This window comes from Mycobacterium sp. HUMS_12744610 (assembly GCF_041206865.1).
Taxonomy (GTDB): domain Bacteria; phylum Actinomycetota; class Actinomycetes; order Mycobacteriales; family Mycobacteriaceae; genus Mycobacterium; species Mycobacterium servetii.
This window is the reverse complement of sequence record NZ_JBGEDP010000001.1, coordinates 2,276,627-2,299,943: the sequence shown is the minus strand read 5'-3', so window position 1 is coordinate 2,299,943 and position 23,317 is coordinate 2,276,627. Positions and strand designations below refer to the sequence as shown.

Genomic DNA, 23,317 nt, shown 5'->3' with positions numbered 1-23,317 from the left:
AGCGTTTGCTCCCCCGGGTGGACTCGAACCACCAACCCTTCGGTTAACAGCCGAATGCTCTGCCAATTGAGCTACAGGGGATTGACCGCGGGACGACTCTAGCGTACTGGCCCGCCGTCACCCAACTAGAGGGAGGCGGATCGGCCGCGCGGGCACCCCGCCGGGTGAGGCAGGATGGAGGCGTCCGTACGTCGTCGGGAGGAACGCTTTGATCCGGTATGCCGTGGTACTCGGCCTGGGTTACGTGCTGGGCACGAAGGCCGGGCGCCGTCGCTACGAACAGATCACCGGCACGTATCGCGCGCTGACCGGCAGTCCCGTGGTCAGATCGATGATCGAGGGCGGACGGCGCAAGGTGGCCAACCGCATCTCACCCGACACCGGGTTCGTGACGCTGGCCGCGATCGACGCCGAGACCGCCGTCATCGAGCGGCCCGATGACGGAGCCCTCACTCCGTCGGATCGTCGCCGCTAGCCTGTTCCAGCAAGCTGCGCCGGTAGGCCTCCAGCGCGACGAGGTCGCCGAACAGGGCGTGGTACTCGTCGCTCTGTTCGATGGGTGACATGCGCTGCAGCCGGGATTTCACGTCGGCGATCTGCCTGCCCATCCAGACCGCCTGCAGGCGGGCCAGCACCCCGGCGATGTAGCGCGGCAGCTTCTCCTCGTCGACCTGGACGGCCTCCACACCCAGCTCGCTGATCAGGCCCGCGGTCAGGGCCGACGTGGTCTTCTGACGCACCATGTCGATCCATTCCGCCCCGGTGACGCCGGTCGAGGTGCCGCCGGCCGCCTCGATGGCCGCGCGGACCGCCGCGTAGCCGGGGTGGGTGAAGCTCTCGACGGTCAGGGTGTCGAACACCGGGCCGGCCAGCGCCGGGTACTGCAGCGCGGACTTGAGCGCCTCGCGCTGGGGCCACAGGCCGGGATCGCGCGGGTCGGGGCGGGCGGCTCCCGCTTCTCTGGGCTCGGCCGCGGCCGCGGTTGCGGCGGCGGGACCCTGCCGGGCACCGCGGGCCGGGGCCTTGGGCTGCTTGGCCTGACGCCGGACCCGGTCGATCACCTGCGCGACGTCGTCCCAGCCGACCCAGCCGGCGAGCTGGCGGGCGTACTCGTCGCGCAGCGTGGGGTCCTTGATCTGGGCCACCATCGGCACGCAGCGGCGCAGCGCGGCGACCCTGCCCTCGGCGTTGTCGAGGTCCGTCTCGGCGAGCGCGGTGCGGATCGCGAACTCGAACAGCGGGGTGCGCCGTGCCACCAGGTCGCGCAGGGCGCCGTCCCCGGACTGCAGCCGCAGGTCGCAGGGATCCATGCCGTTGGGGGCCACCGCGACGAACGACTGGCCCGCCAGGTTCTGTTCGCCGTCGAAGGCCTTGATCGCGGCGGCCCGGCCGGCCGCGTCGCCGTCGAAGACGTAGATCAGCTCGCCGCGGAAGAAGCTGTCGTCCATCATCAGCCGGCGCAGCATCCCCAGGTGCTCGTCGCCGAACGCGGTGCCGCACGACGCCACGGCGGTGGTCACCCCCGACAGGTGCATCGCCATGACATCGGTGTAGCCCTCGACAACGACGGCCTGGTGCCCCTTGGCGATGTCGCGCTTGGCCAGGTCGATGCCGAACAACGCCGACGACTTTTTGTACAGCAGCGTCTCGGGAGTGTTGATGTACTTGGCCTCCATCGGGTCGTCGTCGAAGATCCGGCGGGCGCCGAAACCGATCACCTCGCCGGCCGAGGTGCGGATGGGCCACAGCAGCCGGCGGTGGAAACGGTCCATCGGGCCGCGCCGGCCCTCCCGCGACAGACCCGCGGCCTCCAGCTCTTTGAAGTCGAAACCCTTGCGCTGCAAGTGCTTTGTCAGCGAATCCCAGCCGGAGGGGGCGAACCCGCAGCCGAACCGGCGGGCCGCCTCGGCGTCGAAGTTGCGCTCGGTCAGGTAGCGGCGCGCCGGCGCCGCCTCGTCGGACTCCAGCGCCGCCGCATAGAACTCCGCGGCGGCCGCGTTGGCGCCGACGAGCCTGCTGCGGGTGCCGCGGTCGCGCTGCACGCTGGTGGCCGGGCCCGTGTAGGCGATCGTGAAGCCGACGCGGTCGGCGAGCAGTTCGACGGCCTCCACGAAGCTGACGTGCTCGATCTTCTGGACGAACGCATACACGTCGCCGCCTTCGCCGCAGCCGAAGCAGTGGAAGTGGCCGTGATTGGGCCGAACGTGAAACGACGGAGACTTCTCGTCGTGGAAGGGGCACAGTCCTTTCAGCGAGTCCGCGCCCGCGTTGCGCAGCTGGACGTAGTCGCCGACGACCTCCTCGATGCGGACCCGCTCGCGGATGGCGGCGATATCGCGGTCGGGAATGCGGCCCCGCCCCCTGGGCCGGCCCGCATTCGTCGAACCCGCCGGACTGGACATTCGGCTAGTTTAAGGCCCGGTCCGCGGCGCCGAGGCGGACAACTAGCCCGAGCCGATCACACCGCATGCGACCCGCTGCATCGCCTGGTCGCCGTCGTCGGCACCGTGCAGCATCAACGCGGTCCTGTCGCCCGCCAGCAGGTCCTCGCGGGTGAACGCGTCGGTCGTGGTCACCAGGTAGGCCGAGCCGTCCCGGCGCACCTCGAGCGACGTCAGGTCGCCGCTGGCGGGTTTGCCGGTGTGCCCGGGCGCCTGGAAGTGCCCGCCGGCGGACAGGAAGTTGCCGGGCGGGCCACCGCCGGGGGCCACCGAGTCGGGTTCGCACTTGCCGATCTGGTGCACGTGCATGCCGTGGAAACCGGGCGCGAGGATGCCCGGCGAAGTCGTCCTGACCGTGACGGTGACATACCCCCCGGCGCCCCCGGTGAAATCGAACGTCGCCGTGGCCACCGACCGGCGGTCGGGTGTCTTCAGTTGCGCCGTCAGCGATCCGGCGCTGGCTGCCGGGCTGGTCGCCACCGGCGGCGACGCCAACGGGGCGCCCTTGACGGGAGGGACGGTGCCCGGCTGCGAACTCGGATTCTGACCCGGGCTGCAGGCGCTGAGGACCACAACGGGAATCGACAGTAGGAGCGAGGCGATGCCGCCGGGTTTCATCATGATGGGCAGCCTAGCCCGCGGCGACGCCGCCGCCGGCCGCTAAGAACGGACCTGACCGGTGTCGATGCGCTCCAGTCGTCCCTCGGTGTAGGACGCGATCTGGTCGATGACGACGCGGAAACGGGCGCGGTCGTCGGCGGCGGCGGTGAACGCGGCGGCGAACATCGGATCGAGGGTGCGCGGCGCCGCGGAATGCAACCAGTGCGCCACCCGCTGGATGCGTTCGCGCTGCCGCGCCTGGGCGTCCAGGTGCCGCGGGTCGGACATGATGAACTGCAGTGCCAGGATCTTCAGCAGGGCGACCTCGGCGCGCACCACGTCGGGCACCTGCAGGTCGGCCTGGTAGCGCACCAGCGGCCCCGGTCCCGCGGCCGCCCTCGTGGTCGCGATCGCGGCCGAGGCGAACCGGCCCACCAGCTCGCTGGTCAACCGCTTGAGGGCGACCGCGGCCGAAAGCGTGGCGTCGTATTTGCCGACCGCGGCGACGACCGGAAGCCCCGACAGCCTGTGGGCGGCAGCCAAGAAATCGTCGGCGCTCACCCGCGAGAATTCGCTCTCGCCCAGTTTCGCCAGCGCGGCGGCGTCCTCGTCGTCGGCGAGCACACGCAGGTCGATGCGCTGGGACACGACGCCGTCCTCGACGTCGTGCACAGAATAGGCGACGTCGTCGGCCCAGTCCATGACCTGGGCTTCCAGGCACACCCGGTCCGCGGGTGAGCGGGCGCGCACCCAGTCCGCCAACTCGCGGTCCTCGTCGTAGAAGCCGTACTTGCGCCGCCCCGTGGCCCGCGCCCATGGATATTTCGTCACCGCATCCAACGCCGCCCGGGTCAGATTCAGCCCCGCGCTATCACCTTGGGCATCAAGCACTTTGGGCTCCAGCCTGGTAAGTATCCGGAAATTCTGGGCGTTGCCCTCGAAACCGCCGTAGGCGGCGGCCAGCCCGTCGAGCGCGCGTTCGCCGTTGTGGCCGTAGGGCGGATGGCCGATGTCGTGGGCGAGGCCGGCCAATTCGACCAGCTCGAGGTCGCAGCCCAGTCCGACGGCCATCCCCCGCCCGATCTGGGCCACTTCCAGGGAGTGCGTCAGCCGGGTGCGCGGAGTGTCGCCCTCGCGAGGCCCGACGACCTGCGTCTTGTCGGCCAGCCGGCGCAGCGCGGCGCTGTGCAGCACGCGCGCCCGGTCCCGGGCGAAGTCGGTACGGTGCTGGCCTTCCGTCCCGGGCAGACCCGCCGTCTTCGGCGCTTCGGGTACCCGCCGCTGACGGTCGAAGTCGTCGTAGGGGTCGTGCTGATTCGTGATCACCGAGGCACAGTCTGCCAGGCAACCCCCGGGCGGGCCCGCCTTTGCCCGGGCACTCGTGCTCGAGCCCGGGCTACATTGACGTATGCGCTCCGTTCGCGCGCTCGGCGCGATCCTGACGATCCTCGCCGCCGGGTTACTGCTGGCCCCCCCGGCCACCGCGCAACCACCGCAACGTCTGGCGGGCTACGTCACCGACGAAGCGGGAGCGCTGTCGGCGTCGGGTCGCGCCGCGGTGACCTCGGCCATCGACAAGCTCTACTCCGCTCGCCGGGTCCGGCTGTGGGTGGTCTACGTCGACGATTTCTCCGGGCAGGACGCGTCGGACTGGGGGCGGCGCACCTACCGCCTCAGCGACCTGGGCGACCACGACGCCCTGCTGGCCGTGGCGACCAGCAGCCGGGCCTATGCCTTCCTGGTGCCCTCCGCCATCAAGAGCGTCGACGCGAAGCAGGTCGACGCCCTGCGGCGCGACAAGATCGAACCCGCGCTGCACGGCAACGACTGGAGCGGCGCCGCCGTCGCGGCGGCCGACGGGCTCGACGCGAACTCGACGTCGTCGGGGCCGGTGATCCTGCTGGTGGGGCTGGCCGTCATCGCCGGCGCCGTGGCGATCCTGCTGATCGTCATGCGGGTCCGCCGCCGGCGCCGCCGCGCCGCGGAGTTGGCCGCGGCCCGGCGGGTGGACCCGACCGACGTAGGCGCGCTGGCCGCGGTCCCGCTCGAGGCCCTCGACGACCTGTCCCGCTCGATGGTGGTCGACGTCGACAACGCGCTGCGCACCAGCTCCAACGAACTGGCCCTGGCGATCGAGGAATTCGGCGCCGAACGGACCGAACCCTTCACCCGGGCGGTGGACAACGCCAAAGCGGCGCTGTCTCAGGCGTTCACTGTGCGCCAACAGCTCGACGACGCCACGCCGGAGACACCGGAGCAGCGCCGCGAGCTGCTCACCCGGGTCATCGTGGCGGCGGCGCGCGCCGACCGCGAACTCGGATCGCAAAGCGAAGAATTCGAGAAGCTGCGCGACCTGGTGATCAACGCGCCCTCGCGGCTGGACGGGCTGACACAGCGCTACGTCGAACTCACCGCCCGCGTCGCTCCGGCCGAACAGCGGCTGGCCGAGCTGCACAACGAATTCGACCCCGCGGCACTGACTTCGGTGTCGGGCAATGTCGGGGCGGCCAAGGAGCGGCTGGCGTTCGCCGACCACAACATCGGCGCGGCCCGCGAATCGGCCGCCCGGGCGGTCAGCGGGCAGCAGACCGCTCTGGTGGACGCGGTCCGTGCCGCCGAGTCGGCGCTCGGGCAGGCCCGCGCCCTGCTCGACGCGGTGGACAGCGCCGCCAACGACATCCGACACGCGATCGACGAGCTGCCGTCTTCCATCGCCGACATCCAGGCGAGCATCCAGCGCGCCGGCGAGCAACTACAGAAAGCCCAGAGCGCTAGATCGCCTCACACCGGTGCCCTGGTGGCCGCACGTGACGCGGCGACCGAGGCCCTCGACAACGCCCGCGGCGCCGGCTCGGCGGACCCGCTGGGCGCCTTCGCCCGGCTGTCCAAGGCCGACGCCGACCTCAACGCACTCCTGGACACCGTGGCCGAAGAGCGGGCCAACGCCCAACGGCTCGCCCGCTCGCTCGAGCAGGCGATGTTCACCGCGGAGGCGAGGGTGCGCGCGGTGTCGGACTACGTGGACACCCGTCGGGGCAGCATCGGGCCCGAAGCCCGCACCCGGCTGGCCGAAGCCAAACGGCACCTGCAGGCAGCGCGCGACAAGGGCACGGCCAACCCGTCCGCGGCGATCGCGGACGCCAACGCCGCGTCGACGCTGGCCGCCAACGCGCAGGCCCTGGCCAACGCCGACGTGCAATCGGCTCAGCATGCCTACACCGGTCGCGGCGGCAGCGACATGGGCGCCATGCTGGGCGGGATCATCATCGGGGACCTGCTCAGCGGAGGCATGCGTGGCGGCTTCGGCGGCTGGAGCCCCACGTCGTTCGGCGGCGCGCCCGCCTCGTCCTGGGGCTCCGGGGGCGACTCGTCCGACGGCGACTTCATGGGCGGTGGCGGCCGATTCTAGGCCGTCGTGGCCCGGCCTCGACCCGAAAACGCGAGCGGGAAACACACCGCCCCCGCGCTCTGGGAGCGCGGGGGCGGCGGTGAAGCAGTGGTCGGGGCGGGCGCGCCCGCCCCGAACCGTTGGCTAACTCAGGCCCAGCTGGAGCCGACGGCGCTGTCGGTGCTGGCCATGTTGGACCCGGCGCTCTGCACCTTCTGCCCGTGGGCGTTGGCCTGCTCGTAGATCACCTGGAAGTTACGACCCAACTGCGTGATGAACTCCTGGCAGGCCACCGAACCCGAACCGCCCCAGAAGTCACCGGCAGCCAGCACATCGCGAACAATCGCCTGGTGCTCGGCCTCCAACGACGCGGCCTGCGCCCGGATCAGCGCACCGTGGGCATCAACATCGCCAAACTGGTAGTTAATGGTCATTATTTATCTCCTTTGAAGTATCAGGGATCGAGGGCTAGCTGCCCAGGATCTGCTGGGAAGCCTGCTCTTGCTGCTCGTAGTTGTTCGCGTCACGGACCAGCCCGTCGCGCACCCCATGCAGCATGTTCACGATGTTGCGGAACGCCTGATTCATCTGACCCATGGTGTCGTAGGACGTCGCCTGGGCCTGGCCGCTCCAGCCCGCACCGGCGATGTTCATCGACGACGCCCACATCTTGCGAGCCTCGTCCTCCACCGTCTGCGCGTGCACCTCAAAACGACCCGCCATCGCCCGCATCGCATGCGGGTCAGTCATAAAACGTGTTGGCATGTTGCCTTGTCTCCTTACTGGGTTTGGTTACTTGAACTCGTCATTCAGCTTTGTTGTTGTCGGCGGCTAGCGGTGATCCGCCGATCAGCGGTGAAACACCAACGTCTTCATTCCCCTTCGGTTAGCCGGCCGCCGGGGAACGCGGTATCACGCCGCTGGTCCGTGGTACGTCGAAGCGCGGTTCGGCTTCGCCCTGCCATTCACTCCATTGGGCCCATTCGTCCCATTCGTCAGTCGTTTCGGTGGTGATCGCACCGGGCACCGGCTCTTCGACCGGCTTAACGGGGGCGGTGACGCCCTCCTCCGGCTCCGACGGTGCCCAATGGTCGTAGTCATCCGGCGGAACGGCCACACCCCAGTTGAGCGGAACCGACAAGCCGCCGAGCATGCCCGACTCGCCCCGCTTCGCCGACACCGAATCGTCCGGCAAGGGCGAACCCAGAGGCAGAAGCACGGTGCCCCCTTTCAGAGCCGTTCGTAACTATTGGACTCGGCGGCGATCCGCCACCGAGTTTTGCGAGAATCGTAAGTCAATTCTCGGGACAATGTCCGGGATTGGCGGATTTCGCTCGCGGAGACGGATACGAACCCGTCTTCGCACCGTCGCGCGTGATTTGGCGCGGGCGCCCTGAACAGGCCAAAGGCGCGGGCAACACCCCGCTGCCGAGGTGTTGCCCGCGCCCTGTGGCCCATGGTCAGGCCCAGCTGGAGCCGACGGCGCTGTCGGTGCTGGCCATGTTGGACCCGGCGCTCTGCACCTTCTGCCCGTGGGCGTTGGCCTGCTCGTAGATCACCTGGAAGTTACGACCCAACTGCGTGATGAACTCCTGGCAGGCCACCGAACCCGAACCGCCCCAGAAGTCACCGGCAGCCAGCACATCGCGAACAATCGCCTGGTGCTCGGCCTCCAACGACGCGGCCTGCGCCCGGATCAGCGCACCGTGGGCATCAACATCGCCGAACTGGTAGTTAATCGACATCGCTCTACTCTCCTGACACCCGCAAGCCCTAGCTGCCCAGGATCTGCTGCGAAGCCTGCTCTTGCTGCTCGTAGTTGTTCGCGTCACGGACCAGCCCGTCACGCACCCCATGCAGCATGTTCACGATGTTGCGGAACGCCTGATTCATCTGACCCATCGTGTCGTAGGACGTCGCCTGGGCCTGACCGCTCCAGCCCGCACCGGCGATGTTCATCGACGACGCCCACATCTTGCGAGCCTCGTCCTCCACCGTCTGCGCGTGCACCTCAAAACGACCCGCCATCGCCCGCATCGCATGCGGGTCAGTCATAAAACGTGTAGCCATCACACCGTTCCTCTCACGTCAACAGCTCACTCACGCCCGCACCGCGCCACACCTCCGGGCGCGCCACGGCAGGCCCAACTCTTCGGTTTATCCGACCCCGGTGCGCGGGACGACGCTCGGCCGGGACTGGACCACGTGGTTCGGGCTAGCCCCGCCGCGTCCCAGCATGCCGCCGGGCATGCCGCCCGCGGCGCCACCCATGCCGCCCATCGGCATCGGCATCATGGGCATGCCGCCGCCACCGGGACCGGCCGGCATGGCACCACCGGCCGGCACCTCGGCGCCCACACCCGACATCGCCGCGCTGACCATCCGGGCCGGCGACGACCCCTGCCACGTCGGGGGCACCGACATCGCTCCGACCAACCGGGCCTTGCCCAGCCCGGCCGACGCCGCACCGAGGCCACCCATCCCCGCGCCGCCCAGGCCCTTGGGGGCCACGTCGCCGACGAACTTGGGCGCGTCCGCCAATGCTGCGCCGGAACCCGCCGCCATCCCGGCCCCGGCTCCGCCGCGCATCCCGGCCTGGGCCGCCATCATGATCGGCGACATCATCATGCTCGCCGGGTACATGCCCATCTCGGCCACCGACATCAACGACGGGTTCGCCGCCAGCGCCGAGAACGCACCTGTCACCGGCGCAAGCACTCCAGTCGACATCACGGCGTTCACCGGCGCGCTGATAGCGCTCATCGCCGTCGTACCCAGCCCGGAGACTCCGGACAGCGGGGCCGACAGCAGCCCGCCCAGGCTGGACAGGCCGGCCAGCAGGGTCGGCGGCATGTTGAACGCCGGCAGCATGGCCGCCGCCGCGGTCGCCGCGCCGTGGTAGCCGAACATGGCGGCCACGTCCTGCGCCCACATCTCCATGTACTCGAACTCGGTGGCGAAGATCGCGGGCGTGTTCTGCCCCAGGAAGTTCGTCGCCACCAGGGTCGCAAGCTGGACCCGGTTCGCCGTCACGGCCGCCGGCGGCACGGTCAGCGACCGCGCGGTCTCGAAACCGGTCGCGGCCGCCACCGCCTGGGCGCCCGCCGCCTCGGCCTGGCTGGCCGCCGCGTTCAGCCAGCTCACGTAGGGTACCGCCGCCGCGGCCATGGACATCGACGCCGGACCCGTCCATGCCCCGTTGGACAGCCCGGTGACCACCGAGTTGAACGACGACGCCGCGCCCGCGAGATCCGCAGCCAGGCTGTTCCACGCCGAGGCGGCCGTGAACAGGGGCCCGGAGCCCGCACCCGTATACATCAACGCCGAGTTGATCTCCGGCGGCAACCACGGAAACGTTGGAAACATCACAACCCCCACCCAGCTAGCCGCATGAACCGTACCGACAAACTCGCAACCCGAGAACCAACATAGACCACGGGTAGAGAGTAAGGGACATCACTATCAAAATCCCGACCTTTTACCAAACCCTCAGACACGTCACCACCACCAGGAAACTCGTACCGGGGGTGGGGCTTTCGTCGCCCTGCGCGGGTCGGTATCCCGGTGTGTCGAGGGGTGCGGGCGCGGCCACACCCCTCGACACAAGGTCAGGCCCAGCTGGAGCCGACGGCGCTGTCGGTGCTGGCCATGTTGGACCCGGCGCTCTGCACCTTCTGCCCGTGGGCGTTGGCCTGCTCGTAGATCACCTGGAAGTTACGACCCAACTGCGTGATGAACTCCTGGCAGGCCACCGAACCCGAACCGCCCCAGAAGTCACCGGCAGCCAGCACATCGCGAACAATCGCCTGGTGCTCGGCCTCCAACGACGCGGCCTGCGCCCGGATCAGCGCACCGTGGGCATCAACATCGCCAAACTGGTAGTTAATGGTCATTATTTATCTCCTTTGAAGTATCAGCCTCAGAATTTCACGGTGGCCCGGGTTCTGCTGTGGCGGTCTGCGGGGCGGCAGCTTTGTCGAGGTTTTGAGGCTGGGGGTAGGCGGCGGCGCCGCGTGTCGTGCGGTGACGCCGGGTCCTTTATCCCGGGGGTGGTTACTCCTTTCTTGGGGTCGAGAGGGCATAGGGGCCTGTGGGTCAGGGTATGGCGCGGACCCTGTTGAGGGCGTCGGCGAATTCTTGTGCCCAGGGCCAGGTTTGGGGGATCCGCAGGAGGGCCGTCCAGGAGTAGCAGTCGCATCCAGCACAGCAGGTCGATGGCGATCGCGACGGCGGTGACCCAAGCGGTGTTGATGGCGAACGAGTGTGAGGGCCAGCGGGCCAGGCCGGTGTCTTTGCCGGTGCGGATGAAGCCCTCCACCCGGGCGTGGACGCGGTGGCGGGCTTCCAGTCGCTGGGGTTGTCCACCGGCAGTCGAGGTGGCGAGGACCTGGTAGCGGTAGCCGGCCAGCTGCTCGAACAATGACAACTGGGTGCCGTGTTCGATTTCTTCGCGCCGCACCAGGATGCGCATGCCGGCCGGCCAGCCGACCAGCCGATCCCCTCCGGTGCTGTGGCGCAGCAGCCCGGTCAACTCGGCGACCTGGGCGTCGTCACGGGCCGCTCCGGTGGCATCCAGTGCGGCTTGCCATCCGCATCGGGCATCTGGCCGATCGCGACCCGGACCCGCTCATCGAGGTCGAATCCGACCGAGTAGCCCACTGACATCCCCGGCCGGGCATTGAGTTTCTCCAGGTGTTCGACGACGGCGTGGCTTGAACCCGCGCCGTCGATGGTGACCAGCAACTTGCGGCGCCACTTGGCCGGGATCGCCGCGATCGCGGCGTCGATGATCGCGATATGATCGGCCGCGGTGTTCGAGCCGGCGTTGCCTGCACGGGCGATCACCGCCAGCAGTTCGCCGGTGTTGTCACACCACGCCAACAGCGGGTGGAAGCCAAACCCGCCTTTGAAATTGCCTGCGGCGTGCTGCTTATCGCTGTGCGACTGAATCAGCGACGCGTCGATGCGGATCACGATCGTGTCCCCGAGGTCCCCATAGCAGGTCTGCGAAGCCGGGATCGCACCGTGGCGGGCCTCGATCGCCTCCCACACCCGAGAGCGGACCTTGTTGCGCACGGCCGTGACCTCGGTGATGCTCTGCTCGTCGATCTCGCCCAGGGACCGCCACATCGTCGGAACCGACGCCACCGCCTGAAACAACCGGTGCTGATCGCGCAGCACCGCGGTGCCGGCCAGGTTCTGCGCGCCGCCGGCGATCGATACCGCCACATCGCGCAACACCGCGCCTCGGTCGTGGGTGACTTCTGGGCGCGACAGCACCGACGACAAACCGCTGGTCAAACCCAGATTGTCGGCCAGCAACCGGGGTATCACGTTACCGGCGTGCCCGACCACGTCGTCGCCACGGACCTCAACTCGGACATTCTAGTTGTTCGCGTCACGGACCAGCCCGTCGCGCACCCCATGCAGCATGTTCACGATGTTGCGGAACGCCTGATTCATCTGACCCATGGTGTCGTAGGACGTCGCCTGGGCCTGGCCGCTCCAGCCCGCACCGGCGATGTTCATCGACGACGCCCACATCTTGCGAGCCTCGTCCTCCACCGTCTGCGCGTGCACCTCAAAACGACCCGCCATCGCCCGCATCGCATGCGGATCCGTCATAAACCGAGTGGCCATCACTCAGCTCCTTTCACATATTCGATTCCTGTCACGTACTGCCACACCCTTTATGCGGCAGCTAAACCAATTCCGACCTGCACCCCTATCCGATCCCGACTCGCGGAATCACGCTGGGCCGCGCCTGCGCCGCATTGGGACTGGCCCCGCCGCGTCCGAACATCCCGCCGGGCATCCCGCCGGCGGCGCCCATGCCACCCATCGGCATCGGCATGAACGGCATGCCGCCTCCCCCGGTGGGCCCGCCGACCGCACCGACGGGCACTGCGCCCACACCCGACATCGCGGCGCTGACCATGCGGGCCGGCGACGACCCCTGCCACGTCGGGGGCACCGACATCGCCCCCACCAGCCGGGCCTTGCCCAGCCCCGCCGACGCCGCGCCCAGGCCATCCGCCCCCGCGCCGCCGCCCAGGCCCTTGGGGGCCACGTCGCCGACGAACTTGGGTGCGTCCGCCAGCGGTGTGGTCGCACTGGCCAGACCGGCAGCCGGGTGCATCCCGGCCTGCAACGCCATCATCAGCGGCGACATCATCATGCTCGCCGGATACATCGCCATCGGGGCCATCTGCATGATCGACTGAAGCGGCAACTGGGACGCCACCGCCGTCACCGACGTCACCGCGGGCGCCATCGCCGCCTCCACCGGGGCCAGCAATGCGGCGCCCGCCGACGACGCCAACGCCGCGATCGGCGTCGACAGCAAGCTCCCGAGGCCCGCGAAACTCAGCGGCGGCAGGGCGAACGCCGGCAACGATGCCGCCGCCGCGGTCGCCGCGCCGTGGTAGCCGAACATGGCGGCCACGTCCTGCGCCCACATCTCCACGTACTGGAACTCGGTCTCAAAGATTGCGGGCGTGTTCTGCCCCAGGAAGTTCGTCGCAACCAGCGCCGTGAGCTGTGCCCGATTCGCGGCCACCGCCGCCGGAGCCACCGTCGCCGACCGCGCCGTCTCGTAAGCCGTAGCGGAGGCCGCCGCCTGAGCGGCCGCCGCTTCGGCCTGGCCCGCGGCGGCGCTCAGCCACCCCACATACGGTGCCGCCGCCGCGGCCATCGAGACCGACGCGGGACCCAGCCAGCCCCCGCCAGTCAGCCCAGAAACCACCGACTGGAACGACGACGCCGCACCCGACAGCTCCGAGGCCAAGCCGCCCCAAGCCGCCGCGGCCGTGAACAGGGGCCCAGACCCCGCTCCGGAAAACATCATTGCCGAGTTGATCTCCGGCGGCAACCACGGAAACGCCAGTAAGGATAATCGGAGTATTCGAGGCTCGGTTATCCAGGATGGGAGTGCACCTGTCAGATGCAGGCTACTACGGATTGGTCGAAGAATGTCCGAGTTGAGGTCCGTGGCGACGACGTGGTCGGGCACGCCGGTAACGTGATACCCCGGTTGCTGGCCGACAATCTGGGTTTGACCAGCGGTTTGTGCTGTCGCGCCCAGAAGTCACCCACGACCGAGGCGCGGTGTTGCGCGATGTGGCGGTATCGATCGCCGGCGGCGCGCAGAACCTGGCCGGCACCGCGGTGCTGCGCGATCAGCACCGGTTGTTTCAGGCGGTGGCGTCGGTTCCGACGATGTGGCGGTCCCTGGGCGAGATCGACGAGCAGAGCATCACCGAGGTCACGGCCGTGCGCAACAAGGTCCGCTCTCGGGTGTGGGAGGCGATCGAGGCCCGCCACGGTGCGATCCCGGCTTCGCAGACCTGCTATGGGGACCTCGGGGACACGATCGTGATCCGCATCGACGCGTCGCTGATTCAGTCGCACAGCGATAAGCAGCACGCCGCAGGCAATTTCAAAGGCGGGTTTGGCTTCCACCCGCTGTTGGCGTGGTGTGACAACACCGGCGAACTGCTGGCGGTGATCGCCCGTGCAGGCAACGCCGGCTCGAACACCGCGGCCGATCATATCGCGATCATCGACGCCGCGATCGCGGCGATCCCGGCCAAGTGGCGCCGCAAGTTGCTGGTCACCATCGACGGCGCGGGTTCAAGCCACGCCGTCGTCGAACACCTGGAGAAACTCAATGCCCGGCCGGGGATGTCAGTGGGCTACTCGGTCGGATTCGACCTCGATGAGCGGGTCCGGGTCGCGATCGGCCAGATGCCCGATGCGGGATGGCAAGCCGCACTGGATGCCACCGGAGCGGCCCGTGACGACGCCCAGGTCGCCGAGTTGACCGGGCTGCTGCGCCACAGCACCGGAGGGGATCGGCTGGTCGGCTGGCCGGCCGGCATGCGCATCCTGGTGCGGCGCGAAGAAATCGAACACGGCACCCAGTTGTCATTGTTCGAGCAGCTGGCCGGCTACCGCTACCAGGTCCTCGCCACCTCGACTGCCGGTGGACAACCCCAGCGACTGGAAGCCCGCCACCGCGTCCACGCCCGGGTGGAGGGCTTCATCGGCCTGGCCCGCTGGCCCTCACACTCGTTCGCCATCAACACCGCTTGGGTCACCGCCGTCGCGATCGCCATCGACCTGCTGTGCTGGATGCGACTGCTACTCCTGGACGGCCCACTGGCCAAAGCCGAACCCGCCACCCTGCGCTACCGGCTGCTGCACGCCGCGGCCCGGCTGATCAAACGATCCCGCTACCTGATCCTGCGGATCCCCCAAACCTGGCCCTGGGCACAAGAATACAATGACGACGATAATGCGGGTGGATCATCGATGGAATTCAGACACATATACGGAAACGGGTCGACCGAGAAATTCCGAGAATTCCGAGCACAGCTGCTACTGATGACAAAATATGTTGACAAAATAACTTCGTCCGAATCGGCGATCACGCCGTTCGACGGGACCGACCGTGCCGGAATTCGCTAGCAACCCCTGAGCCGCGGCGCCAGGTAATTGGCGACGCCGTCCATCGCCACCCGCTCCTGGGTCATCGCATCACGCTCGCGCACGGTGACGGCGTTGTCCTCGAGCGAGTCGAAATCCACCGTCACGCAGAACGGTGTCCCCACCTCGTCCTGGCGGCGGTAGCGCCGCCCGATCGCGCCCGCGTCGTCGAAGTCGACGTTCCAGCATTTCCGCAACTCGGCCGCCAGGGCGGCGGCCTTGGGGCTCAAGTCGGCGTGCCTGGACAGCGGCAACACCGCGACCTTGACCGGCGCCAATCGCGGATCCAGCCGAAGCACCGTGCGCTTGTCCATCCCGCCCTTCGCATTCGGGGCCTCGTCCTCGCTGTAGGCGTCGACCAGGAACGCCATGAACGACCGGGTCAGGCCCGCCGCCGGTTCGATGACATACGGCGTGTACCGGGTGTCGGTGGCCTGGTCGTAGAAGGACAGGTCGACGCCGGAATGTTTCGCGTGCGTGGACAAGTCGAAGTCGGTGCGGTTGGCGATACCTTCCAGCTCGCCCCAGGCATTCCCGGCGAAACCGAATTTGTACTCGATATCGACGGTGCGGTCCGAGTAGTGCGACAGCTTTTCGGCGGGGTGTTCGAACAATCGCAGGTTCTGCGGATCGATGCCGAGGTCGACGTACCACTGCAGCCGGGTATCGATCCAATACTGATGCCAGTCCTTCGCGGTCTGCGGCTCGACAAAGAACTCCATCTCCATCTGCTCGAACTCGCGGGTGCGGAAGATGAAGTTGCCCGGGGTGATCTCGTTGCGGAAGCTCTTGCCGATCTGGCCGATGCCGAACGGCGGCTTCTTGCGGGCCGTCGTGACGACGTTGGCGAAGTTGATGAAGATGCCCTGGGCGGTTTCGGGGCGCAGGTAGTGCAGCCCCTCCTCGGTTTCGATCGGACCGAGATGGGTCTTGAGCATCATGTTGAACTCGCGCGGTTCGGTCCACTGGCCCTTGGTGCCGCAGTTGGGGCAGACGATCTCGCTCATCGGTACCGAATCGGGGTCGGCGATGCCCTTCTTCGCCGCGTACGCCTCCTGCATGTGGTCCTGACGATGCCGGTGGTGGCAGCTCAGGCATTCGACCAGCGGGTCGTGGAATACCTCGACATGTCCGGAGGCCACCCATACCTGCCGGGGCAAGATGATCGACGAATCGATGCCCACGACGTCGTCGCGGCCGGTGATCACCGAATGCCACCACTGCCGCTTGATGTTCTCTTTGAGTTCCACCCCCAGGGGCCCGTAGTCCCACGCCGACCTGGTACCGCCGTAGATCTCTCCGGAGGGGTACACGAAACCCCGCCGCTTGGCCAGGTTCACTACGGTGTCGATGACGGACGCCACGGGGTGGTGCGCTCCCTTCCCAGATCGACCGATAGATGCGACGACGGTTCGCCGCACGCAAATCTCCGTCATGGTACCGATGAGCGCCGGGGTCTTTGACATGCGTCATCATGCATGTGAGAGTGGAAAGCAACCGCTGGACGAAGCCCGCGGTCGACCGTCCGAAACCCGGCACTCTCGAGGTGATCACTCCCCCATGGCGATGTCCTCCCGCACGCCGACGGCCACCGCCGGCGACATGGGAGCGGACCTGGGCCTGGCCGCCCACGAGCACGACCCGGCCGGCCCGGGCGGGCACGCCGCGTATGCGGGGTACCCCGTACCGCCCCCCAGGGAGATTCTCGACGCCGCCGGCGAACTGCTGCGCGCGCTGGCCGCACCGGTGCGCATCGCCATCGTGCTGCAATTGCGCGAATCTCAGCGCTGCGTCCACGAACTGGTCGACGCGCTGGGCGTGCCACAGCCGCTGGTGAGCCAGCACCTGAAGATCCTCAAGGCGGCGGGCGTGGTGACCGGCGAGCGCTCGGGCCGCGAAGTGATGTACCGCCTCGCCGACCACCACCTGGCGCACATCGTCGTCGACGCCGTTGCCCATGCCGGCGAGGACACATGACCGGACCCAGTGTCCGCTCCACCCGGCAACGGGCGGCCATCTCCACCCTGCTGGAGACCCTCGACGAATTCCGCTCGGCCCAGGAACTGCACGACGAGCTACGGCGCCGCGGCGACAACATCGGGCTGACCACCGTCTACCGGACGCTGCAGTCCATGGCGGCGGCGGGGATGGTCGACACGCTGCGCACCGACACCGGGGAGTCCGTCTACCGCAGGTGCTCGGAGCACCATCACCACCATCTGGTGTGCCGCAACTGCGGCTCCACCATCGAGGTCGCCGACCACGAGGTCGAGGAATGGGCCGCCGAGGTGGCGGCCAAACACGGCTTCTCCGACGTCAGCCACACCATCGAGATCTTCGGTTTGTGCTCGGAGTGCAGGCCCTAGCGCCGTCACGAGGTCAGCGCGCGGTGCATCTCGGCGCCGGTGTCCAACACCAGCAGGACCAGGGTGCGCAGGGCCTCGTCGGCCAGGCCGGCACCCGGAAAGTTGTACCGCATGATCACGTCTGCGCTCTTGGCCGTGCCCTTGCCGGAATTGCGCTGCACCGCTTTGGCGTTGACCTTCTCCACGAGCGTCACGCTGCCGAAGTTGCTGTCGCGTGCCTGCCGGGCCACCTGGTCGGCGATCTTCTTGGTCAGCGGCAGGTCCCACGCCAGGACCTGGGTGAGCGACACCAGGTCCAGACCCTCGGCGATGTTGACCACCCGCAGCGACGCGATCGTGCCGTCGTGGCGGATCGTCAGCGCACCGTCGGGCTCCTCGTCGACGGGCACGACGCCGACCAGGACGGAGGCCAGACGCTCCTGCAGTGACGGCACTAAGCACTCCCGAATCGTCGGTTGCGGGAAGCATATTCCTCGCAAGCTGCCCACAGGTCGCGGCGGTCGTAGTCGGGCCACAGCTTGTCCTGGAAGATGTACTCGGCGTAGGCCGCCTGCCACAGCATGAAGTTGCTGGACCGCTGCTCCCCCGACGTCCGCAGGAACAGGTCGACGTCGGGGATGTCGGGCCGCTGCAGGTGGCGGGCGATCGTGGACTCGGTGATCCGGTCCGGGTTCAGCCGGCCCGCGGCGGCCTCGCGGGCGATCTCCCTTGTGGCTTCAGCGATTTCGGTGCGGCCACCGTAGTTCACGCAGTAGTTGACGGTGATCACGTCGTTGCCGTCCGTCATCGCCTCGGCGATCGCCAGCTCGTTGATGACGCTGCGCCACAACCGCGGCCGCGAGCCCACCCACCGGATCCGGACGCCCATCTCGTTGAGGCTCTCGCGGCGCCGCCGCACCACATCGCGGTTGAAACCCATCAGGAACCGGACCTCTTCGGGCGAGCGCTTCCAGTTCTCGGTGGAAAAGGCGTAGAGGCTGAGCCACTTGATACCGAGTTCGATTGCCCCGCAAGCGATGTCGATCACCACCGCCTCGCCCATCTTGTGGCCTTCGGTGCGGCGCAGCCCGCGCTGGGTGGCCCAGCGGCCGTTGCCGTCCATCACGATGGCGACGTGGTTGGGCAGGCGGTCGGCCGGTATGCGCGGCGCGGCCGCCTTGGAAATGTGCTGGGGCGGCCTGCGCGGGCCGCCGCCGGGTGCGGGCGGCAACTCGGGGAACTCGACGGGCCACGTGGAGGTGTCGGGAAAGACCGGGTAGTCGTCGGGCGCGGGCGGCAGCTGCGGGAAGTCGGCCGGGACCGGCCCGCGGCCGGTCTTCTTAGCCACAGGCCATGTCCTGCCGGGTGAGTGCCGCGCGCAGGTCGGCGACAGTGCGGTCGGCGCGGTAGGTCCGTTCGACCAGCGGCAGCGTTTTGAGCTGCCGCTCCAGATGCCATTGCAGGTGCGCGGCCACCAGTCCGCTGACGTGGCTGCGGTGCGACTGCGGCGCCACCTGGGCGGCCTCCCAGTCACCGTCGTGCAACGCACACATCAGGTCCAGCACCCCCGGTGGCGGGGTGGTGGAACCGGCCGGGCGGCAGTGCGGGCAGACGCTGCCCCCGGCGGCGATGTGAAACGCCCGGTGCGGCCCGGGCGTGGCGCACCGGGCGCACTCGTTGAGCGCCGGCGCCCATCCGGCGATGCCCATGGCACGCAGCAGGTAGGCGTCCAGCAGCAGGTCGCGGGGGCGGTGCCCGTCGGCCACCGCCCGCAGCGCGCTCACCGTGAGCCGATGCAGGGCCGGGACGGGTGCCCGCTCCTCGCCGGCGAGGCGTTCGGCGGTTTCCAGCATCGCGCACCCGCAGGTGTACCGGCCGTAGTCGTTGACGATGTCGGTGGCGAACGAGTCGATCGAAACCACCTGGGTCACGATGTCCAGGTTCCGGCCCGGGTGCAGTTGGACGTCGATGTGCGCGAAGGGCTCCAGCCGCGCACCGAATTTGCTGCGGGTGCGGCGCACGCCCTTGGCCACCGCGCGGACCAGTCCATGCTCGCGGGTCAGCAGAGTGACGATCCGGTCAGCCTCGCCGAGCTTGTGCTGGCGCAGTACAACCGCCCGGTCTCGATACAGCCGCATTACAACAGTTTTGCACCCCACCGCGACATCGCGGGTATCCGCGCCGATAGTCTCGTACCCCGTGGTTGGCGCTCGTGAGTACACTTCCGGATCCGTTCCCGGTTCCGGCAGCCAGCGCCTGCCCACGCTGACTGACCTGCTCTATCAGCTCGCCAGCCGCTCGGTGACGTCGGACACATTGGTGCGCCGTTCCCTGCACGCCATCAACCTCAGCCAGTCCACGCTGAACGCCTTCCGGGTGGTTCTCACCGAGTCGGCGCTGGCCGACGCGGCCGAGGCCGACCGCCGCCGGGCCGCCGGCGACACCGCCCCGCTGCTCGGCGTCCCGATCGCGGTCAAGGACGACGTCGACGTTGCTGGAGTGCCCACCGCGTACGGGACCGACGGCTATGTCAGTCCCGCCACCCAGGACGCCGAGGTGGTTCGGCGCCTGAAGGCCGCCGGCGCGGTGATCGTCGGCAAGACCAACACCTGCGAACTGGGCCAATGGCCGTTCACCAGCGGGCCCGGCTTCGGGCACACCCGCAACCCATGGTCGCGGCGGCACACCCCGGGCGGGTCTTCGGGCGGCAGCGCGGCCGCGGTCGCCGCGGGCCTGGTCACCGCCGCCATCGGCTCCGACGGCGCCGGCAGCATCCGCATCCCGGCCGCGTGGACGCACCTGGTGGGCATCAAGCCCCAGCGGGGCCGCATCTCCACCTGGCCGCTGCCGGAGGCGTTCAACGGCATCACGGTCAACGGCGTGCTGGCCCGCACCGTGGCCGATGCGGCCCTGGTCCTCGACGCCGCATCCGGCAACGTCGAAGCCGAGCGGCACCGGCCGCGCCCGGTCCGGGTTTCCGACTACGTCGGCAAAGCGCCCGGCCCGCTGACCATCGCGCTGTCAACCCGCTTCCCGTTCACCGGTTTTCGGGCCAAACTGCACCCGGAGATCGCAACCGCGACGCGCGCCGTGGCCAAGCAACTGCAACTGCTCGGCCACACCGTGGTGCCCGGCAACCCCGACTACGGCCTGCGGTTGTCGTGGGACTTCCTGGTCCGGTCCACCGCGGGCCTGCGCGAGTGGGAGGAGCGCCTGGGCGACGGCGTCACGTTCGATCCGCGCACCGTGGCCAATCTGCGCACCGGCCACGTGCTGGGGCAGGCGACGCTGCGCAGCGCCCGCCGCCACGAGGCCGCCGCCCAGCGCCGCGTCGGCTCGGTCTTCGACATCGTCGACGTGGTGCTGGCACCGACCACCGCGCAGCCGCCTCCCCCGGTGCACGCGTTCGACAGGCTGGGCAGCTACCGCCTCGACCGCACCATGATCCGCGCCTGCCCGGTGACGTGGCCGTGGAACGTGTTGGGCTGGCCGTCGATCAACGTGCCGGCGGGGTTCACCTCCGACGGCCTGCCGATCGGGGTGCAGCTGATGGGACCGGCGGATAGCGAACCCATGCTGGTCTCGCTGGCCGCGGAGCTCGAAGCCGTCTGCGGCTGGGCGAGCAAGCAGCCGCAGGTGTGGTGGAACGCCGGCGCGGACGCCTCGCGCTGAGGCGAACCGGCGGCCTCGGGACTGCGCAGGTCCACGCGGCCTACCAGCTACGGGCGGAAGAAAATGACGCTCTAGAAGCCAAGCCGGCCAAGCTGTTTGGGGTCGCTCTGCCAGTTCTTGGCGATCTTAACCCGCAGGTCGAGGTAGACCTTGGTGCCCAGCAGCTTTTCGATCTGGGTGCGCGCCGCGGTGCCCACCTCCTTCAGCCGGGCCCCGCCCTTGCCGATGACGATCCCTTTCTGGCTGGACCTTTCGACGTAGAGGATGGCGTGCACGTCGATCAGGTCGTCGCGGCCCTCGCGCGGGTTGACCTCGTCGATCACCACGGCGAGCGAATGCGGGAGTTCGTCGCGTACCCCCTCGAGGGCCGCCTCGCGGATGAGCTCGGCCATCAGGACCTCCTCCGGCTCGTCGGTCAGCTCGCCGTCGGGGTAGTACGCCGGGCCCGGCGGCAGGGCCGCGGCCAGGACGTCGACCAGCACGTCGACCTGTTCCCCGCTGACCGCCGACACCGGCACGATCTCGGCCGACGGGCCGACGAGTTCGCTGACCGCGACCAGCTGCGCGGCGAGCCGGTCCTTGGGCGCCTTGTCGATCTTGGTGACGATCCCGACGAGGGTGGTCGCCGGCGCGACGGCGCGGACCTGGTCGACGATCCAGCGGTCACCGGGGCCGATCGCCTCGTCGGCGGGGATGCACAGCCCGATCACGTCGACTTCGGCGTAGGTGTCGCGGACCAGGTCGTTGAGCCGCTTGCCGAGCAGGGTGCGCGGCCGGTGCAGGCCGGGGGTGTCGACCAGGATGATCTGGAAGTCCTCCCGGTGCACGATGCCGCGAATGGTGTGCCGGGTGGTCTGCGGCCGCATGGAGGTGATCGCCACTTTGGCGCCCACCAGCGCGTTGGTCAGCGTCGACTTTCCGGTGTTGGGCCGGCCGATCAAACACACGAAGCCCGAACGGAATTCCGTCATGACAGCCTTTCGCCGAACGTGCATCCAGGCCGACATACGGCGGACATTCCCGCCGTGGGCACACGCTCGGCACCGGACCGCTCAGCCATGACGGCCGGCTTCCGCGCGGTCGGACCCGTCGGGCTCGGCCGGGCTCAGCAAGACGGTGCCGATCCGCACCCGGCCCCGATGGTCGGTACCTCCTTCGGCGTGCAGGCGCAGGCCGTGCGACACCACCTCGGCGCCCGGCAGCGGGACCCGGCCCAGTTCCAGGGCCAGCAGTCCGCCCACGGTGTCGATGTCGAGATCGTCGTCGAACTCCACCCCGTACAACTCCCCGACGTCCTCGATCGGCAGCCGGGCCGACACGCGGAAACGCCTGTCGCCCAGGTCCTCGATCGGCGCCGTCTCCGCTTGGTCGTACTCGTCGGCGATCTCCCCGACGATTTCCTCGAGCACGTCTTCGATGCTGACCAGGCCGGCGATCGCCCCGTACTCGTCGACCAGCAGGGCCATGTGGTTGCGGTCGCGCTGCATGTCCCGCAGCAGCGCGTCCAGCGGCTTGGAGTCCGGCACGAACACCGCCGGGCGCATCACCTGCGCCACGGTGGTGTCCCGGCCGCCGTCTTGCGACAGGAACGTATGCTGGACAAGGTCTTTCAGATACACGACCCCGACGATGTCGTCGACGTTCTCGCCTATCACCGGGATGCGGGAATGGCCGCTGCGGACGGCCAGGTTGATCGCCTGGCTGGCCAGTTTGTCGCTTTCGATCCAGATCATTTCGGTTCGCGGCACCATCACTTCGCGGGCGGGGGTGTCGCCGAGTTCGAACACCGACTGGATCATCCGGCGCTCGTCGGCGGCGACGACGCCGCGCTGCTGGGCCAGATCGACGACCTCGCGCAACTCGATCTCGGACGCGAACGGCCCGTTTCGCAGCCCACGGCCGGGCGTGAGTGCGTTACCCAGCACGACCAGCAATCGGCTGATCGGCATCAGCAACCACGAAAGCAACTGCAGCGGAACGGCCGTCGCCAGCGAGATCGAGTAGGCGTGCTGGCGCCCGAGCGTGCGCGGGCCCACCCCGATGACGACGAAGCTGACCACGACCATGATGATCGCGGCGACGAACAGCCCGCCGTCCAGGCTCAGGGCGTGCCGGAAGAACACCACCAGCAACGCGGTCGCGGTGATCTCGCAGGTGATCCGCAGCAGCACCATCAGGTTGATGTAGCGCGGCCGCTCGGCCATCACCTTCGACAACGCCACCGCACCGGGCAGCTCCTCGCGCACCAACTCCTGAACGCGGGCCAGCGACACCGTGCCGATGGCGGCGTCGATCGCCGCGAAGAGTCCGCCCAGGGCGATCAGCGCGATCGCGCCCAGCAGTTCATTCAGTCCGGTCACAGGTCGAAGGCCGCAATGTCCGGC

General features: G+C 68.8%; 24 protein-coding genes, 1 tRNA gene and 2 pseudogenes. 6 read left to right on the top strand and 21 right to left on the bottom strand.

Going from position 1 to position 23,317, the window contains the following annotated elements; translation table 11 throughout:
* Positions 1–8: 8 nt before the first annotated feature.
* Positions 9–81 (bottom strand) — tRNA-Asn (locus AB8998_RS11205).
* Positions 82–208: 127 nt separating this feature from the next.
* On the opposite strand from AB8998_RS11205, the gene AB8998_RS11200 reads away from it, so the two are divergent.
* A complete protein-coding gene (locus tag AB8998_RS11200; RefSeq protein ID WP_369738044.1) occupies positions 209–475 on the top strand; it encodes a hypothetical protein in 267 nt (88 codons plus the stop codon).
* Here the strand turns inward: AB8998_RS11200 and dnaG are convergent.
* Genes dnaG through AB8998_RS11185 form a run of 3 tightly spaced genes read right to left on the bottom strand, consistent with a single transcriptional unit; the run spans position 450 to position 4,367 of the window.
* Positions 450–2,402 carry a DNA primase gene (dnaG, locus tag AB8998_RS11195; RefSeq protein ID WP_369738043.1) on the bottom strand — a complete coding sequence of 651 codons (1,953 nt, stop codon included), beginning with the start codon at positions 2,400–2,402 and terminating at the stop codon, positions 450–452. The two genes, AB8998_RS11200 and dnaG, sit on opposite strands and share 26 nt — an antisense overlap.
* Positions 2,403–2,444: 42 nt before the next feature.
* Positions 2,445–3,062, bottom strand: a complete 618-nt coding sequence (gene sodC / locus AB8998_RS11190) for a superoxide dismutase[Cu-Zn] (protein ID WP_369738042.1) — start codon at positions 3,060–3,062, stop codon at positions 2,445–2,447.
* A gap of 39 nt (positions 3,063–3,101) precedes the next feature.
* A complete protein-coding gene (locus AB8998_RS11185) occupies positions 3,102–4,367 on the bottom strand; it encodes a deoxyguanosinetriphosphate triphosphohydrolase (protein WP_369738041.1) in 1,266 nt (421 codons plus the stop codon).
* A gap of 82 nt (positions 4,368–4,449) precedes the next feature.
* Between AB8998_RS11185 and AB8998_RS11180 the strand changes: the two genes are divergently transcribed.
* Positions 4,450–6,450, top strand: a complete 2,001-nt coding sequence (locus AB8998_RS11180; RefSeq protein WP_369738039.1) for a TPM domain-containing protein — start codon at positions 4,450–4,452, stop codon at positions 6,448–6,450.
* Between the two features lie 128 nt (positions 6,451–6,578).
* Here AB8998_RS11180 and AB8998_RS11175 read toward each other — a convergent pair whose 3' ends face one another.
* The 11 genes and pseudogenes from AB8998_RS11175 to AB8998_RS11125 all read right to left on the bottom strand — a co-directional run bounded on the left by AB8998_RS11175 (position 6,579) and on the right by AB8998_RS11125 (position 13,333).
* Positions 6,579–6,863, bottom strand: coding sequence for a WXG100 family type VII secretion target (locus tag AB8998_RS11175; RefSeq protein WP_066914022.1), 285 nt, complete (start codon positions 6,861–6,863; stop codon positions 6,579–6,581).
* Between the two features lie 34 nt (positions 6,864–6,897).
* Entirely contained in the window at positions 6,898–7,194 is a 297-nt protein-coding gene (locus AB8998_RS11170; protein ID WP_369738037.1) for a WXG100 family type VII secretion target, read from the bottom strand.
* A gap of 121 nt (positions 7,195–7,315) precedes the next feature.
* The gene (locus tag AB8998_RS11165) at positions 7,316–7,648 is read right to left on the bottom strand and encodes a hypothetical protein (protein ID WP_369738035.1); all 333 of its coding nucleotides are present in this window, start codon (positions 7,646–7,648) and stop codon (positions 7,316–7,318) included.
* A 241-nt stretch (positions 7,649–7,889) separates the two neighbouring features.
* Entirely contained in the window at positions 7,890–8,174 is a 285-nt protein-coding gene (locus AB8998_RS11160) for a WXG100 family type VII secretion target (RefSeq protein WP_369738033.1), read from the bottom strand.
* Positions 8,175–8,202: 28 nt separating this feature from the next.
* A complete protein-coding gene (locus AB8998_RS11155; protein ID WP_369738032.1) occupies positions 8,203–8,499 on the bottom strand; it encodes a WXG100 family type VII secretion target in 297 nt (98 codons plus the stop codon).
* Positions 8,500–8,586: 87 nt separating this feature from the next.
* On the bottom strand, positions 8,587–9,795 hold the full coding sequence (locus tag AB8998_RS11150; protein WP_369741521.1) for a PPE family protein: 1,209 nt from the start codon (positions 9,793–9,795) through the stop codon (positions 8,587–8,589).
* Between the two features lie 242 nt (positions 9,796–10,037).
* Entirely contained in the window at positions 10,038–10,322 is a 285-nt protein-coding gene (locus tag AB8998_RS11145) for a WXG100 family type VII secretion target (protein ID WP_066914022.1), read from the bottom strand.
* 26 nt (positions 10,323–10,348) lie between these two features.
* Positions 10,349–10,960, bottom strand: a complete 612-nt coding sequence (locus AB8998_RS11140) for a transposase (RefSeq protein ID WP_369738030.1) — start codon at positions 10,958–10,960, stop codon at positions 10,349–10,351.
* A pseudogene (locus tag AB8998_RS11135) lies at positions 10,957–11,802 on the bottom strand (transposase); the annotation flags it as partial. The pseudogene AB8998_RS11135 and the gene AB8998_RS11140, both read right to left, overlap by 4 nt.
* A gap of 12 nt (positions 11,803–11,814) precedes the next feature.
* Positions 11,815–12,069, bottom strand: a complete 255-nt coding sequence (locus AB8998_RS11130) for a WXG100 family type VII secretion target (protein WP_369738029.1) — start codon at positions 12,067–12,069, stop codon at positions 11,815–11,817.
* A gap of 85 nt (positions 12,070–12,154) precedes the next feature.
* Positions 12,155–13,333, bottom strand: coding sequence for a PPE family protein (locus AB8998_RS11125; protein ID WP_369741520.1), 1,179 nt, complete (start codon positions 13,331–13,333; stop codon positions 12,155–12,157).
* Between the two features lie 161 nt (positions 13,334–13,494).
* On the opposite strand from AB8998_RS11125, the pseudogene AB8998_RS11120 reads away from it, so the two are divergent.
* Positions 13,495–14,898: pseudogene (locus AB8998_RS11120) on the top strand (IS1380 family transposase); the annotation flags it as partial.
* Here AB8998_RS11120 and AB8998_RS11115 read toward each other — a convergent pair.
* On the bottom strand, positions 14,895–16,313 hold the full coding sequence (locus AB8998_RS11115; protein WP_369741519.1) for a glycine--tRNA ligase: 1,419 nt from the start codon (positions 16,311–16,313) through the stop codon (positions 14,895–14,897). The pseudogene AB8998_RS11120 and the gene AB8998_RS11115 sit on opposite strands and share 4 nt — an antisense overlap.
* 163 nt (positions 16,314–16,476) lie before the next feature.
* On the opposite strand from AB8998_RS11115, the gene AB8998_RS11110 reads away from it, so the two are divergent.
* Both AB8998_RS11110 and AB8998_RS11105 read left to right on the top strand, forming a co-directional pair.
* Positions 16,477–16,893 carry an ArsR/SmtB family transcription factor gene (locus AB8998_RS11110; protein ID WP_369738027.1) on the top strand — a complete coding sequence of 139 codons (417 nt, stop codon included), beginning with the start codon at positions 16,477–16,479 and terminating at the stop codon, positions 16,891–16,893.
* Positions 16,890–17,282 carry a Fur family transcriptional regulator gene (locus tag AB8998_RS11105; protein WP_369738025.1) on the top strand — a complete coding sequence of 131 codons (393 nt, stop codon included), beginning with the start codon at positions 16,890–16,892 and terminating at the stop codon, positions 17,280–17,282. Before AB8998_RS11110 ends, AB8998_RS11105 begins: the two co-directional genes overlap by 4 nt.
* Before the next feature lie 5 nt (positions 17,283–17,287).
* Here AB8998_RS11105 and AB8998_RS11100 read toward each other — a convergent pair whose 3' ends face one another.
* Genes AB8998_RS11100 through recO form a run of 3 tightly spaced genes read right to left on the bottom strand, consistent with a single transcriptional unit; the run spans position 17,288 to position 19,399 of the window.
* Positions 17,288–17,716 (bottom strand): hypothetical protein, encoded by a 429-nt coding sequence (locus AB8998_RS11100; protein ID WP_369738024.1) that lies wholly within the window; start codon positions 17,714–17,716, stop codon positions 17,288–17,290.
* Positions 17,716–18,609: a decaprenyl diphosphate synthase gene (locus AB8998_RS11095; RefSeq protein ID WP_369738023.1), complete on the bottom strand. Its 894-nt coding sequence runs from the start codon at positions 18,607–18,609 to the stop codon at positions 17,716–17,718. The genes AB8998_RS11100 and AB8998_RS11095 overlap by 1 nt, the downstream gene beginning before the upstream one ends.
* The gene (gene recO / locus AB8998_RS11090; RefSeq protein WP_369738021.1) at positions 18,602–19,399 is read right to left on the bottom strand and encodes a DNA repair protein RecO; all 798 of its coding nucleotides are present in this window, start codon (positions 19,397–19,399) and stop codon (positions 18,602–18,604) included. Before recO ends, AB8998_RS11095 begins: the two co-directional genes overlap by 8 nt.
* 61 nt (positions 19,400–19,460) lie before the next feature.
* On the opposite strand from recO, the gene AB8998_RS11085 reads away from it, so the two are divergent.
* Positions 19,461–20,933 (top strand): amidase, encoded by a 1,473-nt coding sequence (locus AB8998_RS11085; protein WP_369738019.1) that lies wholly within the window; start codon positions 19,461–19,463, stop codon positions 20,931–20,933.
* A gap of 71 nt (positions 20,934–21,004) precedes the next feature.
* On the opposite strand, the gene era is transcribed toward AB8998_RS11085, so the two are convergent.
* Both era and AB8998_RS11075 read right to left on the bottom strand, forming a co-directional pair.
* On the bottom strand, positions 21,005–21,904 hold the full coding sequence (era, locus tag AB8998_RS11080) for a GTPase Era (RefSeq protein WP_369738018.1): 900 nt from the start codon (positions 21,902–21,904) through the stop codon (positions 21,005–21,007).
* Between the two features lie 81 nt (positions 21,905–21,985).
* On the bottom strand, positions 21,986–23,293 hold the full coding sequence (locus tag AB8998_RS11075) for a hemolysin family protein (protein WP_369738016.1): 1,308 nt from the start codon (positions 23,291–23,293) through the stop codon (positions 21,986–21,988).
* Positions 23,294–23,317 lie beyond the last annotated feature (24 nt).

Bases quoted from the DNA above. Each gene is read 5' to 3' on its own strand.
- AB8998_RS11105 (WP_369738025.1), top strand. From the start codon at position 16,890: ATGACCGGACCCAGTGTCCGCTCCACCCGGCAACGGGCGGCCATCTCC.
- AB8998_RS11160 (WP_369738033.1), bottom strand. From the start codon at position 8,174: ATGTCGATTAACTACCAGTTCGGCGATGTTGATGCCCACGGTGCGCTG.
- AB8998_RS11110 (WP_369738027.1), top strand. From the start codon at position 16,477: ATGGCGATGTCCTCCCGCACGCCGACGGCCACCGCCGGCGACATGGGA.
- AB8998_RS11175 (WP_066914022.1), bottom strand. From the start codon at position 6,863: ATGACCATTAACTACCAGTTTGGCGATGTTGATGCCCACGGTGCGCTG.
- sodC (WP_369738042.1), bottom strand. From the start codon at position 3,062: ATGATGAAACCCGGCGGCATCGCCTCGCTCCTACTGTCGATTCCCGTT.
- AB8998_RS11180 (WP_369738039.1), top strand. From the start codon at position 4,450: ATGCGCTCCGTTCGCGCGCTCGGCGCGATCCTGACGATCCTCGCCGCC.
- recO (WP_369738021.1), bottom strand. From the start codon at position 19,399: ATGCGGCTGTATCGAGACCGGGCGGTTGTACTGCGCCAGCACAAGCTC.
- AB8998_RS11150 (WP_369741521.1), bottom strand. From the start codon at position 9,795: ATGTTTCCAACGTTTCCGTGGTTGCCGCCGGAGATCAACTCGGCGTTG.
- dnaG (WP_369738043.1), bottom strand. From the start codon at position 2,402: ATGTCCAGTCCGGCGGGTTCGACGAATGCGGGCCGGCCCAGGGGGCGG.
- era (WP_369738018.1), bottom strand. From the start codon at position 21,904: ATGACGGAATTCCGTTCGGGCTTCGTGTGTTTGATCGGCCGGCCCAAC.
- AB8998_RS11130 (WP_369738029.1), bottom strand. From the start codon at position 12,069: ATGGCCACTCGGTTTATGACGGATCCGCATGCGATGCGGGCGATGGCG.
- AB8998_RS11170 (WP_369738037.1), bottom strand. From the start codon at position 7,194: ATGCCAACACGTTTTATGACTGACCCGCATGCGATGCGGGCGATGGCG.
- AB8998_RS11145 (WP_066914022.1), bottom strand. From the start codon at position 10,322: ATGACCATTAACTACCAGTTTGGCGATGTTGATGCCCACGGTGCGCTG.
- AB8998_RS11155 (WP_369738032.1), bottom strand. From the start codon at position 8,499: ATGGCTACACGTTTTATGACTGACCCGCATGCGATGCGGGCGATGGCG.